Here is a 16899-nt window from a genome sequence, read left to right as displayed (position 1 = left end):
GAGTGAAAGTCACCTGCCTTAATATCTCAAAACTCATCTTCGGGTGACGTTTGAGATATTTGCTCTTTAAAAATCTGGATCAAGCTGAAAATTGAAACGACACACATGTTATGTGTGTTCGAGTCTCTCAAATTTTCGCAAGTCGATGATGAATCGAAAGAAACATCTTCGGGTTGTGAGGTTAAGCGACTAAGCGTACACGGTGGATGCCCTGGCAGTCAGAGGCGATGAAGGACGTGCTAATCTGCGAAAAGCGCCGGCGAGGTGATATGAACCTTTGACCCGGCGATGTCCGAATGGGGAAACCCAGTGTGTTCCGACACACTATCGTTAACTGAATACATAGGTTAACGAGGCGAACCGGGGGAACTGAAACATCTAAGTACCCCGAGGAAAAGAAATCAACCGAGATTCCCCCAGTAGCGGCGAGCGAACGGGGAGCAGCCCAGAGTCTGAATCAGCTTGTGTGTTAGTGGAAGCGTCTGGAAAGTCGCACGGTACAGGGTGATAGTCCCGTACACGAAAGCACACTTGCTGTGAACTCGAAGAGTAGGGCGGGACACGTGGTATCCTGTCTGAATATGGGGGGACCATCCTCCAAGGCTAAATACTCCTGACTGACCGATAGTGAACCAGTACCGTGAGGGAAAGGCGAAAAGAACCCCGGCGAGGGGAGTGAAAAAGAACCTGAAACCGTGTACGTACAAGCAGTGGGAGCCTCTTTTATGGGGTGACTGCGTACCTTTTGTATAATGGGTCAGCGACTTATATTCTGTAGCAAGGTTAACCGTATAGGGGAGCCGAAGGGAAACCGAGTCTTAACTGGGCGTTAAGTTGCAGGGTATAGACCCGAAACCCGGTGATCTAGCCATGGGCAGGTTGAAGGTTGGGTAACACTAACTGGAGGACCGAACCGACTAATGTTGAAAAATTAGCGGATGACTTGTGGCTGGGGGTGAAAGGCCAATCAAACCGGGAGATAGCTGGTTCTCCCCGAAAGCTATTTAGGTAGCGCCTCGTGAATTCATCTTCGGGGGTAGAGCACTGTTTCGGCTAGGGGGCCATCCCGGCTTACCAACCCGATGCAAACTACGAATACCGAAGAATGTTATCACGGGAGACACACGGCGGGTGCTAACGTCCGTCGTGAAGAGGGAAACAACCCAGACCGCCAGCTAAGGTCCCAAAGTCATGGTTAAGTGGGAAACGATGTGGGAAGGCACAGACAGCCAGGATGTTGGCTTAGAAGCAGCCATCATTTAAAGAAAGCGTAATAGCTCACTGGTCGAGTCGGCCTGCGCGGAAGATGTAACGGGGCTAAACCATGCACCGAAGCTGCGGCAGCGACGCGTATGCGTTGTTGGGTAGGGGAGCGTTCTGTAAGCCGTTGAAGGTGGCCTGTGAGGGTTGCTGGAGGTATCAGAAGTGCGAATGCTGACATAAGTAACGATAATGCGGGTGAAAAGCCCGCACGCCGGAAGACCAAGGGTTCCTGTCCAACGTTAATCGGGGCAGGGTGAGTCGACCCCTAAGGCGAGGCCGAAAGGCGTAGTCGATGGGAAACAGGTTAATATTCCTGTACTTGGTGTTACTGCGAAGGGGGGACGGAGAAGGCTATGTTAGCCGGGCGACGGTTGTCCCGGTTTAAGCATGTAGGCGGGAGTTTTAGGTAAATCCGGAACTCTATTAACGCTGAGGTGTGATGACGAGGCACTACGGTGCTGAAGTAACAAATGCCCTGCTTCCAGGAAAAGCCTCTAAGCATCAGGTAACATCAAATCGTACCCCAAACCGACACAGGTGGTCAGGTAGAGAATACCAAGGCGCTTGAGAGAACTCGGGTGAAGGAACTAGGCAAAATGGTGCCGTAACTTCGGGAGAAGGCACGCTGATATGTAGGTGAAGCCCCTGCGGGTGGAGCTGAAATCAGTCGAAGATACCAGCTGGCTGCAACTGTTTATTAAAAACACAGCACTGTGCAAACACGAAAGTGGACGTATACGGTGTGACGCCTGCCCGGTGCCGGAAGGTTAATTGATGGGGTTAGCGGCAACGCGAAGCTCTTGATCGAAGCCCCGGTAAACGGCGGCCGTAACTATAACGGTCCTAAGGTAGCGAAATTCCTTGTCGGGTAAGTTCCGACCTGCACGAATGGCGTAATGATGGCCAGGCTGTCTCCACCCGAGACTCAGTGAAATTGAACTCGCTGTGAAGATGCAGTGTACCCGCGGCAAGACGGAAAGACCCCGTGAACCTTTACTATAGCTTGACACTGAACACTGGTCCTTGATGTGTAGGATAGGTGGGAGGCTTTGAAGCGTGGACGCCAGTCTGCGTGGAGCCGACCTTGAAATACCACCCTTTAATGGCTGGTGTTCTAACGTAGACCCGTTACCCGGGTTGCGGACAGTGTCTGGTGGGTAGTTTGACTGGGGCGGTCTCCTCCCAAAGAGTAACGGAGGAGCACGAAGGTTAGCTAATCCTGGTCGGACATCAGGAGGTTAGTGCAATGGCATAAGCTAGCTTGACTGCGAGAGTGACGGCTCGAGCAGGTGCGAAAGCAGGTCATAGTGATCCGGTGGTTCTGAATGGAAGGGCCATCGCTCAACGGATAAAAGGTACTCCGGGGATAACAGGCTGATACCGCCCAAGAGTTCATATCGACGGCGGTGTTTGGCACCTCGATGTCGGCTCATCACATCCTGGGGCTGAAGTAGGTCCCAAGGGTATGGCTGTTCGCCATTTAAAGTGGTACGCGAGCTGGGTTTAGAACGTCGTGAGACAGTTCGGTCCCTATCTGCCGTGGGCGCTGGAGAATTGAGGGGGGCTGCTCCTAGTACGAGAGGACCGGAGTGGACGCATCACTGGTGTTCGGGTTGTCATGCCAATGGCATTGCCCGGTAGCTAAATGCGGAAGAGATAAGTGCTGAAAGCATCTAAGCACGAAACTTGCCCCGAGATGAGTTCTCCCTGACCCTTTAAGGGTCCTGAAGGAACGTTGAAGACTACGACGTTGATAGGTCGGGTGTGTAAGCGCAGCGATGCGTTGAGCTAACCGATACTAATGAACCGTGAGGCTTAACCTTACAACGCCGAAGGTGTTTTGGCGGACGAGAGACAGAAGATTTTCAGCCTGATACAGATTTAACAGAATTTGCCTGGCGGCTTTAGCGCGGTGGTCCCACCTGACCCCATGCCGAACTCAGAAGTGAAACGCCGTAGCGCCGATGGTAGTGTGGGGTCTCCCCATGTGAGAGTAGGGAACTGCCAGGCATCAAATTTAGCGTGCTGATATGGCTCAGTTGGTAGAGCGCACCCTTGGTAAGGGTGAGGTCCCCAGTTCGACTCTGGGTATCAGCACCACTTTATACTTAGGTTAAAGTTCGGCAAGAAGTAAAAGAATTTGTCTGGCGGCTTTAGCGCGGTGGTCCCACCTGACCCCATGCCGAACTCAGAAGTGAAACGCCGTAGCGCCGATGGTAGTGTGGGGTCTCCCCATGTGAGAGTAGGGAACTGCCAGACATCAAATAAGTGAGAAGGCCATCCGAAAGGATGGCCTTTTTGCGTTTCTATACTACACAAACTGTAGGCCGGGTAAGGCGAAGCCGCCACCCGGCATAACAAACGATTAATGAATCACCTGCGATAAAAATGCCCGTGTGCGTTCTGACTTCGGATGCGCAAAGAACTCATCCGGTGGTGCCTGTTCGACAATCTCTCCACGATCCATAAAGATCACCCTGTCAGCGACAGTTCTGGCAAACCCCATTTCATGCGTCACGCACAGCATCGTCATCCCGGATTGCGCCAGCCCAATCATGGTATCCAGCACCTCTTTCACCATTTCTGGATCCAAGGCTGATGTAGGCTCATCAAACAACATTATCTTAGGTTTCATGCACAGGGAACGGGCGATGGCCACACGCTGCTGCTGACCGCCGGATATCTGCCCAGGGAATTTATTGGCATGTTCAGCAATGCGCACACGCTCCAGATAATGCATTGCCAACGCTTCGGCCTCTTTTTTCGGCATCTTTTGAACCCAAATGGGGGCCAGCGTGCAGTTTTGCAGAACGGTCAGATGCGGGAACAGATTGAAGTGCTGGAACACCATCCCCACTTCCTGTCGTACACGGTCGATATTGCGAATATCTTCATTCAACTCGATACCATCAACCACAATACGCCCCTGCTGATGTTCTTCAAGATGGTTAATACAGCGAATAGTTGTGGATTTGCCTGAACCGGAAGGACCACAAAGTACGATACGTTCGCCCTGCTTCACCTTGAGATTGATATCCTTCAGGACATGAAATTGTCCGTACCATTTATTGACGTTTTCCAGCGTAATCATCGCGTCGACAGGTGTCATAGTAATCTGGCTCATAATTTCCTCAGTGCGGTGTACGCCCGGTGTTAAAGCGCTTTTCCAGATGCTGGCTATAGCGCGACATGCTAAAACAGAAGATCCAGTAGATCAGGGCAGCGAAGACATATCCCTCGGTGGACATACCCAGCCAGACAGGGTCAACGGTAGCCTGCTGCACGCTGCTAAAGAGATCGAACAATCCGATGATGATCACCAGGCTGGTATCTTTGAAGAGGGCAATGATCGTGTTGACCAGACCAGGAATGACCAGCTTGAGTGCTTGCGGGAGAATGACCAGACCCTGCGTTTTCCAGTAACCGAGTGCCAGGGATTCAGCGGCTTCGTACTGGCCTTTAGGCAATGCCTGCAGACCACCTCGCACAACTTCTGCGACATAGGCGGACTGGAAGAGAATGACCCCGACCAGGGCGCGTATCAGTTTGTCGATCGTTGTACCTTCTGCCATAAACAGCGGCAGCATGACCGACGACATAAATAGAACGGTGATAAGCGGTACGCCACGCCAGAACTCTATGAAAATAACGGAGAGAACGCGTACGACCGGCATTTTTGAACGCCGTCCCAGAGCCAGTAAAATCCCCCACGGCAGAGCGCCAGCGATCCCCACAGAAGCAATAATGAGCGTCAGCGTCAGTCCGCCCCACTGACGGGTTTCAACACGCTCGAGCCCCAGAAAACCGCCATACAACAACACCCAAACAATAATCGGATAAACAACAGCCCAGCTCGCAATGTATCGGCCACGGTGAGGAAGCTTTTTCCAGAACATTACGGCGATGGAGAGCAGACCGATAACCAGCGCCAGATTAATCCGCCAGCGCTGTTCATGTGGGTACAATCCATACATGAACTGACCAAAACGTTCGTGGATAAAGACCCAGCATGCACCCGCTTTCGTACAATCCGCGCGTGTGGAGCCCACCCAGTTCGCCTGCAGGAAAGCCCAGTTAAGCAGCGGCGGGATCAGTTCCCAGATTAACCACAGGCACACAATCGTCAGCAGGCTGTTACTCCAGCTGGAGAACAGGTTCTTACGTGCCCAGATAATGAAGCGCCCACCCGTTGTGCTGGCAGGACGCGAGGAGTGCGACAATATCGCTTTTGTCATCATGGATCCTTAGCGCTCAACCAGTGCTATACGGCGGTTATAAAGGTTCATCAACAATGAAATCATCAGACTGATGATCAGATAAACAGACATGGTAATGGCAATGGTTTCAATCGCTTGCCCAGTCTGGTTAAGCACGGTCCCAGCGAACAGTGACACCATATCGGGGTAGCCGATGGCTGCGGCCAGTGATGAGTTTTTGACAATATTGAGGTACTGGCTGGTCAGTGGCGGGATGATGACCCGTAAAGCCTGCGGGATAATGACCTGGCGAAGCGTCACGGTATTTGGCAAGCCCAGCGAGCGTGCCGCCTCGTGCTGCCCGTAAGGAACAGCCTGGATCCCGGAGCGGATGATCTCCGCAATAAATGCGGAGGTATAAATCGAGAGCGCCAGCGTCAGTGCGGCCAGTTCCGGAATTAACACCATCCCGCCCTGGAAGTTAAAACCACGCAGATGCGGAATATCCCAGTGCAAGGCTGCGCCAAATAGCCAGTGGGCGACTGACGGCAGGCCAATAATCAGTGCAGCGCCAACCGGCCATGTTTTACGCAACTGCCCGGTTTTGATCTGATGCTTACGGTTATAGCGGAACACGCCGACAGAAATCGCGAGTGCGATAATAATTGCGATGATGAAGGCATAAAGCCCTTCAGCGACCTGCGGAGAGGGTATGTATAACCCGCGGTTGCTCAGAAAAAGAAGATCGAAAGCATCCACGGCCTGGCGTGGACCGGGAAGGTTACGCAGGACAGCGAAATACCAGAAGAAAATCTGCAGCAGTGGCGGGATATTACGAAAGGTTTCGATATAAATGGTCGACAGTTTCCGCAGCAGCCAGTTTTCAGAAAGTCGGGCCAGACCAAGGAAAAAGCCGAGTACGGAAGCGAACACAATACAGAGCGCTGACACCAGCAGCGTATTCAGCAGACCTACGATGAATACGCGTCCATACGTATCGCCTTCCTGATAATCAACAAGATGCTGAACAATGCCAAAACCCGCGCTGCGATCCAGAAAGGCAAAACCGGAGGTGATGCCTCGGTTATTCAGGTTGGTAACGGTGTTGTGGATTAAATAAATGGCGATAACCACAACCACGACAACAGCAATAATCTGGAAAAGCCAGGCGCGGACCGCGGGATGAGAAAAGGACAGCGATCCTTTTACGGCTAAGCGGCGATGGGACATAAAAAACCTCGGTAACCATGACTCTGGACTGGGCACTGCGCTTGCAGTGCCCGTTACAGCAAAGACTTAACGTACAGGCGGTGCGTACTGAATACCGCCGTTATTCCAGAGATTGTTCTGGCCGCGTTTGATCTTCAGCGGGCTTTCCGAACCCACGTTGCGCTCAAAGATCTCGGCATAGTTACCGACCTGTTTAATGATGTTATAAGCCCACTTGTTATCCAGCTTCAGATCCTTGCCGAAATCACCCTCTTTGCCCAGAAGATGTGCCATATCCGGCGTGGACGGATTAGCGGTTTTCTCGTCGACGTTTTTCGAGCTGATGCCCATCTCTTCGGCGTTCAGCATGGCAAACAATGTCCAGCGAACGATGGAGAACCAGTCCTCATCGCCGCGGCGAACGACGGGGCCAAGAGGCTCTTTGGAGATCACTTCAGGCAGGACAATCCACTCGGCAGGGTTGCTCAATTTGATGCGTAATGCGTAGAGCTGTGACTGGTCAGACGCCAGGGTATCGCAACGGCCTGACTCCAGCGCCTTAGACGACTCATCGGAGCGATCAAAGGTGACTGGGGTGTACTTCATTTTATTGGATTTGAAGTAGTCCGCGACGTTAAGCTCTGTGTCAGTACCCGCCTGGATGCACACGGTCGCACCATCCAGCTCTTTAGCGCTTTTCAGACCGGCTTTATTGTGAGTAAGGAAGCCGATGCCGTCGTAATAGGTGACGCCGGTAAATGACATGCCCATTCCCGCGTCGCGCGAGGAGGTCCAGGTCGTATTGCGGGAGAGCATATCAACTTCGCCAGACTGTAGCGCAGTGAAACGTTCTTTCGCCGTCAGTGGGGTATATTTTACTTTGCTGTCATCACCGAAAACCGCTGCGGCAACGCCACGGCAGACATCAACGTCAATACCGGTAAACTTGCCGTTCGCGTCGGCATAGGAAAAGCCTGGCAAACCGTCACTGATACCACATTGTACAAAACCTTTCTTTTTAACGGCATCCAGCGTCGTGCCCGCCTGCGCCTGTCCGGCTACAGCAAACAACACGCTCGCGGCGGCCAGGCTGGCTATCATCGTCTTTTTCATAATGGATCCTGTGTGGCGAAATTTATCGTTATAGAGGCGTTTTAAAACGCTTTTACCTGTCTGTGGCTTTGGCCAACGTTTATAAAGCAAACGTAATGCCAGGTTTTGCGCTCGATTAAATAAAGACAAGTGAACGCATAATGCTGAGTGTAGACAGGCTTAAATAAATCGAATGCCCCGAAACGGTGCGAAATTCCAACCTGCGCCACAAATTAGAGCAAAAGTTGGTTGAAGGATAAGGTTAAAGCCAGAGGTAGTTTCAGTCGTGAATATTGGCAGGGTATTAAATGGATTTAATATGTGAATATCATCACGATGGAATGGGTAATTCGTCAGGATAAGCAATAAAGATGTGACGTAAATCTTATAAAAAATACCAGGCGTGAATAAAAGAGGGCTCTTTTTTTACTTATATGAAATTAGTGCACTATTTAAAAGCAAAAGCGCGGACAGAGCCGCGCTTTCAGGAATGAGTCATGCCCCAGTGGTTATTTGGTCAGAGCCACGATACCCAGCGTCAGACCCGCTATTGCGGCAGCACCGCCAGCGATAGCACCGGCTGTTTCCCAGTTATCCTGGGTGGTGCCTTTCATGCAGGTGTTGGTATGAACCAGTCGGCCTTGATCGTCGTATACCGGTACACATGGAGAATCGTGCGCGCAACCAGCAAGCAGCGCAGCGAGAAGTGCAACGGAAATGAATCTTTTCATGATGTTACCTCAGTGTTTTCTCATATTCGCCATAAAGCCAAAACGGCAATTAACGAATTAGTGGCTATTTTACCACCGGTAGAAGTTCGCGTTGCAGGGGGAATAATCTCAAATTATGTGAATTGTAAAAATCATGGAGAAAGTTGAGCGACAAAAAGAATTAATGGAGAAAATATGAAGCTGTAAAAATTTAAAACTGTTGTTTACCTTAAATAAAAAGGCACCAGAGGTGCCTTTTAGTAATGGTTATTGTTTATGGTTTGTGAATCGCCGACGGACAACTACAAAGAATACGGGTACGAAGAAGATAGCCAAAAGCGTTGCAGATAGCATGCCTCCCATTACACCCGTCCCGACAGCGTTTTGCGCGCCGCTCCCGGCACCGCTGCTCATTACCAACGGCATGACACCCAAAATAAAGGCCAGAGAAGTCATCAGGATAGGACGAAGGCGCATCCGGGAGGCTTCCAGCGTCGCTTCAATTATCCCTTTGCCCTCCTTCTCCATCAGGTCTTTGGCAAACTCTACAATCAGGATGGCATTTTTGGCCGATAACCCAATTGTTGTCAGAAGGCCGACCTGGAAATAGACGTCATTGTTCAGTCCTCGCAATGATGCTGCGAGAAGCGCGCCAATCACCCCCAATGGCACAACCAGCATGACGGAGAATGGAATAGACCAACTCTCATACAGCGCAGCCAGGCATAAGAACACCACTATCAGTGAGATAGCATACAACGCTGGTGCCTGGTTGCCTGAAAGTCGTTCCTGATATGACATACCTGTCCAGTCGTAGCCGATGCCAGAAGGCAGTTTTGAGGCGAGGCTTTCCATCATGACCATTGCTTCACCGGTACTTTTTCCCGGTGCGGATTCACCGAGGATCTCCATTGATGGCATGCCGTTGTAGCGTTCAAGGCGAGGAGAACCATACACCCAGTGGGCGTTGCTAAAGGCTGAGAACGGTACCATTTCGCCATTTGCGCTACGCACGTAAAGGTTGCTGATGTCTCCCGGCAACATGCGGAAGCGGGCATCGGCCTGAACGTACACTTTTTTCACGCGGCCATGATCGATAAAGTCATTTACGTAAGTGCCCCCTAATGCCGTCGAGATCGTCTGGTTGACATCAGAGAGGCTGATGCCCAGGGCCTGTGCTTTCTCCTGATCGACATCCAGTTTGAATTGAGGGGTATCTTCCAGACCGTTAGGACGCACTCGAACCAGCAGGTCGGGGTGCTCCTTTACCATGCCGAGCAGTTTGTTACGCGCCTGAGTTAACTGCGAATGTCCCAGGTTGGCCTGATCGATCAGTTCGAAATCGAATCCCGTTGCAGTACCTAACTCGATAATTGCAGGCAGGTTAAAGGGAAATACGAGGCCATCTTTTATCTGGCTGAACGCTTTCGTCGCGCGACCCACAATGGCTTCAACGCTATTCTTCTCACCCGGGCGTTCTTCCCAGGGTTTCAGGCTGACGAAGGCGATACCGGAGTTTTGCCCCTGGCCGCTAAAGCTAAAACCATTAACGGTAAAGACGGACTCAACATTCGCTTTCTCTTTGGTCAGGTAGTAGTCCTGAACCTGATCGAGAACTTGCTGCGTACGTGTCTGGGTTGCTCCGGCAGGAAGCTGAACCATCGTCATAAACACCCCCTGATCCTCTTCAGGCAGAAAGGAGGTCGGCAAGCGCAGGAACAGTACCGCCATGCCGCCGACGATGAGTACGTACACCACCAGGTAGCGTCCGGTCTTGCGAATAATACCGCTCACGCTGTTACTGTAGTGTTCCACACTCTTATCAAAGAGGGTATTGAACCAGCCAAAGAAGCCACCTTTCTTCTCGTGATGTTCACTGGACGCGGGCTTGAGCAATGTGGCGCAAAGGGCAGGGGTGAGGATCAGTGCAACCAGTACGGACAGCGTCATCGCGGAGACAATGGTGAGCGAGAACTGGCGATAGATGGCCCCCGTCGAGCCGCCAAAAAAGGCCATTGGGATGAATACTGCCGAAAGCACCATGGCGATACCGACCAGCGCGCCCTGGATCTGCTCCATCGACTTCTGCGTTGCCTCTTTTGGCGGCAGCTTGTCCTCAACCATGACGCGTTCGACGTTCTCAACAACCACAATCGCATCATCGACCAACAGACCTATCGCCAGCACCATCCCGAACATCGTCAGGGTATTGATGGAGAAACCGAATGCCGCCAGAACCGCGAAGGTCCCCAACAGAACGACCGGAACCGCAATCGTAGGAATGAGCGTTGCCCGCAGGTTTTGCAGGAACAAATACATGACGAGGAAGACGAGAACAATCGCCTCGAACAGGGTTTTCACCACTTCGTGAATGGAGATTTTCACGAACGGCGTGGTGTCATAGGGATAGACAACCTTCATTCCCTGCGGAAAGAATTGCTGCAGCTGTGCCAGCTTACTCTTAATTGCTGCCGCCGTATCCAGCGCGTTTGCCCCGGTTGCCAGCTTGATCCCGAGACCCGTAGCCGCCTGCCCGTTGATCCTGGTGACCATGTTGTAGTTTTCGCCGCCCAGCTCAATGCGAGCCACATCCTTCAGGTGCACCATGGAGCCGTCCTGGTTTACCTTCAGCGTCACGCGGCCAAACTCTTCCGGCGATTTTAGGCGGGTTTGCGCGATGATAGAGGCGTTCAATTGCTGGCCCGGAACAGATGGCGTTGCACCTAGCTGACCGGCCGCAATCTGGTCATTCTGCGTTTTCAGTTGATTGATAATATCCAGAGGCGTCAGCTGGTATTTATTCATCGCATTGCTGTCAAGCCAGATACGCATCGCATATTGCGCACCGAACAGCTGCACATCACCAACACCCGTTGTGCGACTAATCGCATCTTTCACATTCGAAGCGACGTAGTCAGAGATATCATCCTGAGTCAGGTTTTTATTGTCCGACACAAAGCCCGCAACCAGCAGGAAGCTACTGCTGGATTTTTCAACGCCAATCCCTTGCTGCTGTACTTCTTGTGGCAGCAGCGGCATGGCGAGCTGAAGTTTGTTTTGAACCTGAACCTGCGCGATGTCCGGGTCTGTACCCGACTCAAAGGTCAGAGTGATGGTGACGTTACCCGCAGAATCGCTGGTGGACGACATATACATCAGATTATCGATGCCGTTCATGTTCTGCTCGATAACCTGCGTAACGGTATCCTGCACCGTCTGGGCGTCAGCGCCAGGGTAGGTTGCTGTGATGGCAACAGCAGGAGGGGCGATGGTCGGATACTGCGCAACGGGCAGTTTCAGAATAGCCAGCCCGCCCGCAATCATCAAAATAATAGCGAGTACCCAGGCGAAAACCGGCCTTTGAATAAAGAAATTAGCCATGTCGTTGTCCTTAACTGGCTGGCGTGGCAGCGGTGTCAGGTATCGCCACGACGGTGACGCCAGGACGGACTTTTTGCAGGCCGCTGACAATCACGCGGTCGCCATTTTTCAGCCCTTCCGTCACCAGCCAGCGGTCGCCAATCGCCTGAGGTGCAACGACGGTACGCGATTCAACCTGGTTTTTATCGTTAACCACCATCACCGTTGCGTCACCGCGCGGTGTACGGGTCACGCCCTGCTGCGGAACCAAAATGGCATCCGGCTGTGTGCCTTCATCAATGCGCGCGCGGACAAACATACCGGGTAAGAGTTGATGCTGAGGATTCGGGAAGATCGCGCGCAGGGTAATCGAACCGGTGCTTTCGTCGACCGTCACATCCGAGAACTGCAGCGTACCCTTCTGCGGGTATGGCTGACCGTTTTCCATCAACAGCTCAACGGTGCTGGTAGCGTCCCCTTTTTCCAGGCTGGTCTGTTTCAGGCGCATAAAATCATTGCTGGACTGAGTCACATCGACGTAGATGGGATCAAGCTGCTGTACCGTTGCCAGGGCGGTAGCCTGCCCGTTAGTGACGAGAGCCCCTTCGGTGACGCTGGATTTGCCGATACGTCCGTTGATGGGTGATGTCACTTTGGTATAGGCAAGATTAATGCGCGCGCTTTCAACACCGGCCTTCGCGGCAACGACGCTGGCATCGGCCTGTTGCGCCGTCGCCACTGCCTGATCGTATTCCTGCTTGCTGACATACTGGGTGCCGACCAGCGGGACATAGCGTTTCACCGTCAGATGCGCAATATTCGCTGCCGCCTGCGCTTTCGCCAGTTCGCCTTTCGCACTGTCATAGGCCGCCTGATACGTGGCAGGATCGATTTGATAAAGGGAGTCGCCTGCCTTCACATCACTGCCTTCTGTGAAGTTACGGCGCAGAATGATGCCGCTAACCTGAGGACGAACCTCCGCAACGCGATACGCATCTGTCCTGCCAGGAAGTTCCGTTGTGACTGCCAGTGGCGCGCTTTCCACAATGTGTACACTCACCTGAGGGGCTTGTGGATGTTGTTGCTGGTTTTCCTGCCCATCGCATCCGGTGAGCAGTGCGGCGCAGACAATAAAACCGGCTAAGGGTAAGAGTCTGAAATGATTCGTCATTACTGTTCCTTTAACTACCCATTAACCGATATCTGCCATAAATCGGTGACAGGGGCAGGGTACAAATACAAAAATGTAGCTGCATATAATAATGAGGGTATTTAATGTTTTTTAATTTATAAGTGCGAATGAAGAGGGGGAAAGACAAAAATCAGAATCAGACCGGGTCCATTAGACGATATACTTACTCATGAATAATCAAGTAAATGGTATTTAATGGTCTCATTCATATCTAGGGTGAATTTAATTACTTTCATTCATTCACCTTAATTATAAATTAAGAGGGTTGACTTTTTTTGTGCAAAATTAAAACCGTTTTTAGGGAATACTTTGTTACCTGACTCCAAAATTAAGTCTTCAACGTGTGAATAACGAGTAACTGTCTATGGCGCGTAAAAAGAAAGAAGATGCCCAGAAAACCCGGCAATTGCTGATCGAGGCGGCAATCGCTGAGTTTGCTACCCGTGGCGTAGCCAACACGACGCTTACGGACATCGCTGATGCCGCAAGGGTTACGCGCGGCGCAGTATACTGGCATTTTTCCAGTAAAGCCGAAATATTTAATGCCATTTGGGAGCAGCAGATCCCCCTGCGTGAAATTATTCGTGACAGGCTTTCTCTCACCGAAAATGATGACCCGTTGTTAATGCTCCGTGAGCAATTTATCACAGCGTTGCAATATATCGCGCGTGAACCACGGCAGTGTGCGCTTTTACAAATTCTGTATCATAAATGTGAATTTAAAAATGATATGATTTCAGAATGTGAAATTCGTAATCGTATTGGTTTTAACAATGATTATCTGCGCGCGACGCTGGAGAATTGCATTTCACGGAAAGTGATTTCACCGCAGGTTAATGTTGATTTGACGCTGATCGTTCTCCATGGCTTTTTTAGCGGGATAATTAAAAACTGGTTAATGAATAGCGACAGTTTTAATCTTTATCAGCAGGCCCCCGCTCTGGTCGACAACATCCTGGGGACACTCCCTGTGATACGCGTGTCGCCGCAGGATGACGTTTATACTTCCGCGCCGGGCAACATCTCCCCATGTTCACAAAGTGCCTCAATAGTTTGAGCACTGACCGGCTTACCTAACAGATAACCCTGGAGCGTGTGACAGCCCAGCTCTGTCAGAAACGTTTGCTGTGCTTCGGTTTCCACACCCTCCGCCACCACTTTTAGATTGAGCGTTTTTGCCAGCGCCACGATGGCTGAGACAATGGTGGCATCTTCACTTTCCCCACTCAATTCCTGCACAAAAGCACGATCAATTTTCAGTTCACTGGCGGGTAGGCGCTTAAGGTATAGCAGGCTTGAATACCCGGTTCCGAAGTCATCAATGGAGGCTTTCACCCCGGCATTGGTCAGTTCTGTCAGTACCCGCACGCTTTCGTCAGGGTTACTCATCGCTGTGGTTTCGGTCACTTCGAGGATCAGCATTTCCGGAGGGACGTCGTGACGGGTCAGGCAGTCGAGCACCGTTTTTACCAGTGAAGGTTGTTCAAACTGCAGCGTCGACAGGTTCACCGCCATCGACCAGTTACGGTGCCCCTGTAGGTGCCACTCGCGCAACTGGCGACAGGCTTCATTGATAACCCAGTTACCGATGGGAATAATCAGACCCGTTTTTTCTGCCAGCGGCAGGAAGAGTTCGGGCGTCAATAATCCCTGCTTCGGATGCTGCCAGCGTAGTAGTGCTTCAAAACCGAGGAGGGGGCCTGCAGGTGCATGGAATTTAGGCTGATAGAGCAAACGAAGTTCATCGCGATCGATGGCCAGCCACAGATCGTTCATCAACTGCAGATGGGTCTGCGCCAGCGTATTCATGGAGGGCTGGAAAAAATGATACCCGTTCCGGCCCATATGTTTTGTGTGGTACATCGCCGCATCGGCATTGAACATCAGCTCGCGATCGGTTTTTCCGTCATGCGGGTAAAGCGCGATCCCAATGCTGAGGGTCACAACCAGTTCATAAGGTTCAAGGTTAAACGGGTTATCTATAGCGCGAACCAGCGAATTGGCCAGCGAGGCCGCATCATCCGGACCTTCACTCTCCGCCAGCAGAACAAATTCATCGCCACCGATACGGGCGAGAGTGAACTGGCCCTTCAGTGGTAGCAATAAACGCTCCGTCACGGCGATCAGGAGTTTATCGCCGAGATCATGCCCGTAGGCGTCATTGATGGTTTTAAACCCGTCGAGATCCATGAACATCAGCGCAAAGTGCGTACCCTCGCGATCTGCTTTACTGATAGCCTGATCGAGTCTGTCTTCCAGCAGGATACGGTTGGGCAAACGCGTCAGGGTATCGTGCAGCGCCAGTTGCGCGAGTTCCCGGTTCGCTTCTGCAAGCGACGAGGCCAGAAGGGCGGTACGTGCCTGGAGGCGGGCATCCAGCATCGACACCAGCAGGGTGATCCCAAGAATAGAGAGTGCGACGACGCTGACCAGCACCGCCAGCCAACTCCCGTTGATACCTTCATGGTGAACCATTGTGGACATCGGAAACTGCGCCGCTTTCATGCCTGCATAGTGCATCCCGGCAATCGCAATTCCCATCGTGATGGCGGCCCCCATGCGCATCAGCACGACCTGCGCGGCTTCGTGACGCAGGCGGAAGGTCAGCCATAATGCCGCGAGTGAAGCGGCAAGCGCAATCGCGACCGAAATGGCCACCCAGACCTTGTCCCAGATAATCCCGGGCATCACTTCCAGCGCCGCCATGCCGGTGTAATGCATGGCAACAATACCGCTTCCCATCACCAGCGCGCCGGGCAACAGTCGGCGCAAACGTAATTGCTCGCAGCTCACGAGGCATAGCGCAAATAGCGACGAACACACGGCGATAATCATGGATAACACCGTCAGGGTGGCGTTGTAGCTCATGCTCATGGAGAGGTCCATCGCCAGCATGCCGATAAAATGCATGGCCCACACGCCAATACCCATTGCAATACCGCCACCAGCCAGCCAGACGCGGGCAGCGACGCCCTGGCTCCCGGCAACGCGTGCAGCCATGTTCAGCGCGGTATACGCAGCAAGGATGGCAACAACAAAGGAGAGGACTACCAGGATATGATTGTATTGGCTGACCAGCATGGATGGTTCTACTCGAGTGTGAGGTTACGCAAGAGCGGTTGTGAAGGGCGAGACATTATCACCGTAAGGTAATGACTCAAAGGGATTTAAATCCCCGTTTTTACTGTGTGATTATCGTGTTTTTGGCGATGTTCGCAGGCTAGTCGAGCTCAGAGCAATTGACCAGTTTTAGAGGATTCACGGAATTCATATTGCGGCACTTATCGGTTTCGGTGCTCATCAGTTCAATCCACTGCATCAGCAGCGCATCGAAAATGAAAACAGAGACAGCAAAAACAACCAGCCACCAGTATTTACGAATCATTGTGCCATTCCGCAGGAAAGAACCAGTAAGGTGCTGGAAATATACACGAAAAGTCGCGCTTTAAAAGCGGGAGAAGTGAAGGTTTACAAAGCGTTGACGGTTGTCATTATGGGCAATAAAAAAGGCGCTTCCCCATGCCGAAGAGCGCCTTTTTAAACAAGCATTTAACTGATTAGTATCAGTTCATGCCGTATTTTTTCAATTTCTTACGCAGAGTACCACGGTTGATACCCATCATCAGCGCAGCGCGGGTTTGGTTACCGCGGGTGTATTGCATCACCATGTCCAACAGTGGCTGTTCAACTTCAGCCAGTACCAGCTCATACAGGTCATTAACATCCTGACCGTTCAGTTGAGCAAAATAGTTCTTCAGTGCCTGTTTAACCGAGTCACGCAGGGGCTTTTGAGTTACCTGGTCCTGGGAGTTAACGGTAGATACGGTCAGTACGTCAGAATTTACGCGTTGTTCGAACATAGTTCTGTCAGCTCTTT

11 protein-coding genes, 1 tRNA gene and 3 rRNA genes are annotated in these 16899 nt (G+C 51.7%); 5 read left to right on the top strand and 10 right to left on the bottom strand.

The genetic code is table 11. The features are described 5' to 3' along the window. Nucleotides 1-179: 179 nt before the first annotated feature. The 4 genes from ACOQH0_RS20790 to rrf (ACOQH0_RS20775) all read left to right on the top strand — a co-directional run bounded on the left by ACOQH0_RS20790 (nt 180) and on the right by rrf (ACOQH0_RS20775) (nt 3522). A 23S ribosomal RNA gene (locus ACOQH0_RS20790) occupies nt 180-3086 on the top strand. Between the two features lie 71 nt (nt 3087-3157). Then, nucleotides 3158-3273: ribosomal RNA gene (rrf, locus tag ACOQH0_RS20785) — 5S ribosomal RNA — on the top strand. A gap of 14 nt (nt 3274-3287) precedes the next feature. Beyond that, nucleotides 3288-3363: transfer RNA gene (locus tag ACOQH0_RS20780), tRNA-Thr, on the top strand. A gap of 43 nt (nt 3364-3406) precedes the next feature. Then, nucleotides 3407-3522 (top strand): 5S ribosomal RNA (gene rrf, locus ACOQH0_RS20775). 106 nt (nt 3523-3628) lie between these two features. Here the strand turns inward: rrf (ACOQH0_RS20775) and ACOQH0_RS20770 are convergent. The 7 genes from ACOQH0_RS20770 to ACOQH0_RS20740 all read right to left on the bottom strand — a co-directional run bounded on the left by ACOQH0_RS20770 (nt 3629) and on the right by ACOQH0_RS20740 (nt 13001). Next, complete coding sequence (locus ACOQH0_RS20770; protein ID WP_421511128.1) at nt 3629-4387, bottom strand: amino acid ABC transporter ATP-binding protein; 759 nt, start codon at nt 4385-4387, stop codon at nt 3629-3631. Nucleotides 4388-4394: 7 nt separating this feature from the next. Next, on the bottom strand, nt 4395-5498 hold the full coding sequence (locus ACOQH0_RS20765; RefSeq protein ID WP_010436209.1) for an amino acid ABC transporter permease: 1104 nt from the start codon (nt 5496-5498) through the stop codon (nt 4395-4397). Nucleotides 5499-5507: 9 nt separating this feature from the next. Continuing rightward, a complete protein-coding gene (locus ACOQH0_RS20760) occupies nt 5508-6689 on the bottom strand; it encodes an amino acid ABC transporter permease (RefSeq protein WP_010436207.1) in 1182 nt (393 codons plus the stop codon). A gap of 66 nt (nt 6690-6755) precedes the next feature. After that, complete coding sequence (locus ACOQH0_RS20755; RefSeq protein ID WP_421511127.1) at nt 6756-7781, bottom strand: amino acid ABC transporter substrate-binding protein; 1026 nt, start codon at nt 7779-7781, stop codon at nt 6756-6758. A 488-nt stretch (nt 7782-8269) separates the two neighbouring features. Then, the gene (locus ACOQH0_RS20750; RefSeq protein WP_006178893.1) at nt 8270-8491 is read right to left on the bottom strand and encodes a lipoprotein; all 222 of its coding nucleotides are present in this window, start codon (nt 8489-8491) and stop codon (nt 8270-8272) included. Between the two features lie 246 nt (nt 8492-8737). Next, nucleotides 8738-11851: an efflux RND transporter permease subunit gene (locus ACOQH0_RS20745; RefSeq protein ID WP_421511126.1), complete on the bottom strand. Its 3114-nt coding sequence runs from the start codon at nt 11849-11851 to the stop codon at nt 8738-8740. A 10-nt stretch (nt 11852-11861) separates the two neighbouring features. Next, on the bottom strand, nt 11862-13001 hold the full coding sequence (locus ACOQH0_RS20740; RefSeq protein ID WP_421511125.1) for an efflux RND transporter periplasmic adaptor subunit: 1140 nt from the start codon (nt 12999-13001) through the stop codon (nt 11862-11864). A 385-nt stretch (nt 13002-13386) separates the two neighbouring features. Between ACOQH0_RS20740 and envR the strand changes: the two genes are divergently transcribed. Further along, nucleotides 13387-14079 (top strand): acrEF/envCD operon transcriptional regulator, encoded by a 693-nt coding sequence (gene envR / locus ACOQH0_RS20735; RefSeq protein ID WP_420986283.1) that lies wholly within the window; start codon nt 13387-13389, stop codon nt 14077-14079. Here the strand turns inward: envR and ACOQH0_RS20730 are convergent. The 3 genes from ACOQH0_RS20730 to fis all read right to left on the bottom strand — a co-directional run bounded on the left by ACOQH0_RS20730 (nt 14022) and on the right by fis (nt 16882). Further along, entirely contained in the window at nt 14022-16103 is a 2082-nt protein-coding gene (locus ACOQH0_RS20730) for a putative bifunctional diguanylate cyclase/phosphodiesterase (protein WP_421511124.1), read from the bottom strand. The two genes, envR and ACOQH0_RS20730, sit on opposite strands and share 58 nt — an antisense overlap. A 139-nt stretch (nt 16104-16242) precedes the next feature. Then, on the bottom strand, nt 16243-16407 hold the full coding sequence (locus ACOQH0_RS20725; protein ID WP_003860373.1) for a DUF2556 family protein: 165 nt from the start codon (nt 16405-16407) through the stop codon (nt 16243-16245). A 178-nt stretch (nt 16408-16585) separates the two neighbouring features. Continuing rightward, the gene (gene fis / locus ACOQH0_RS20720; RefSeq protein WP_000462905.1) at nt 16586-16882 is read right to left on the bottom strand and encodes a DNA-binding transcriptional regulator Fis; all 297 of its coding nucleotides are present in this window, start codon (nt 16880-16882) and stop codon (nt 16586-16588) included. Nucleotides 16883-16899 lie beyond the last annotated feature (17 nt).

This window comes from Enterobacter sp. JS8-1, from assembly GCF_049187015.1.
In the GTDB taxonomy this organism is placed as follows: domain Bacteria; phylum Pseudomonadota; class Gammaproteobacteria; order Enterobacterales; family Enterobacteriaceae; genus Enterobacter; species Enterobacter mori.
Note: the sequence above shows the minus strand (reverse complement) of the source record. Positions and strands in the feature narration are given on the sequence as shown.

Coding starts and splice junctions, on each gene's coding strand:
- fis (WP_000462905.1), bottom strand. CDS start 16,882: ATGTTCGAACAACGCGTAAATTCTGACGTACTGACCGTATCTACCGTT.
- ACOQH0_RS20750 (WP_006178893.1), bottom strand. CDS start 8,491: ATGAAAAGATTCATTTCCGTTGCACTTCTCGCTGCGCTGCTTGCTGGT.
- ACOQH0_RS20765 (WP_010436209.1), bottom strand. CDS start 5,498: ATGACAAAAGCGATATTGTCGCACTCCTCGCGTCCTGCCAGCACAACG.
- ACOQH0_RS20770 (WP_421511128.1), bottom strand. CDS start 4,387: ATGAGCCAGATTACTATGACACCTGTCGACGCGATGATTACGCTGGAA.
- ACOQH0_RS20745 (WP_421511126.1), bottom strand. CDS start 11,851: ATGGCTAATTTCTTTATTCAAAGGCCGGTTTTCGCCTGGGTACTCGCT.
- envR (WP_420986283.1), top strand. CDS start 13,387: ATGGCGCGTAAAAAGAAAGAAGATGCCCAGAAAACCCGGCAATTGCTG.
- ACOQH0_RS20755 (WP_421511127.1), bottom strand. CDS start 7,781: ATGAAAAAGACGATGATAGCCAGCCTGGCCGCCGCGAGCGTGTTGTTT.
- ACOQH0_RS20730 (WP_421511124.1), bottom strand. CDS start 16,103: ATGCTGGTCAGCCAATACAATCATATCCTGGTAGTCCTCTCCTTTGTT.
- ACOQH0_RS20760 (WP_010436207.1), bottom strand. CDS start 6,689: ATGTCCCATCGCCGCTTAGCCGTAAAAGGATCGCTGTCCTTTTCTCAT.
- ACOQH0_RS20725 (WP_003860373.1), bottom strand. CDS start 16,407: ATGATTCGTAAATACTGGTGGCTGGTTGTTTTTGCTGTCTCTGTTTTC.
- ACOQH0_RS20740 (WP_421511125.1), bottom strand. CDS start 13,001: ATGACGAATCATTTCAGACTCTTACCCTTAGCCGGTTTTATTGTCTGC.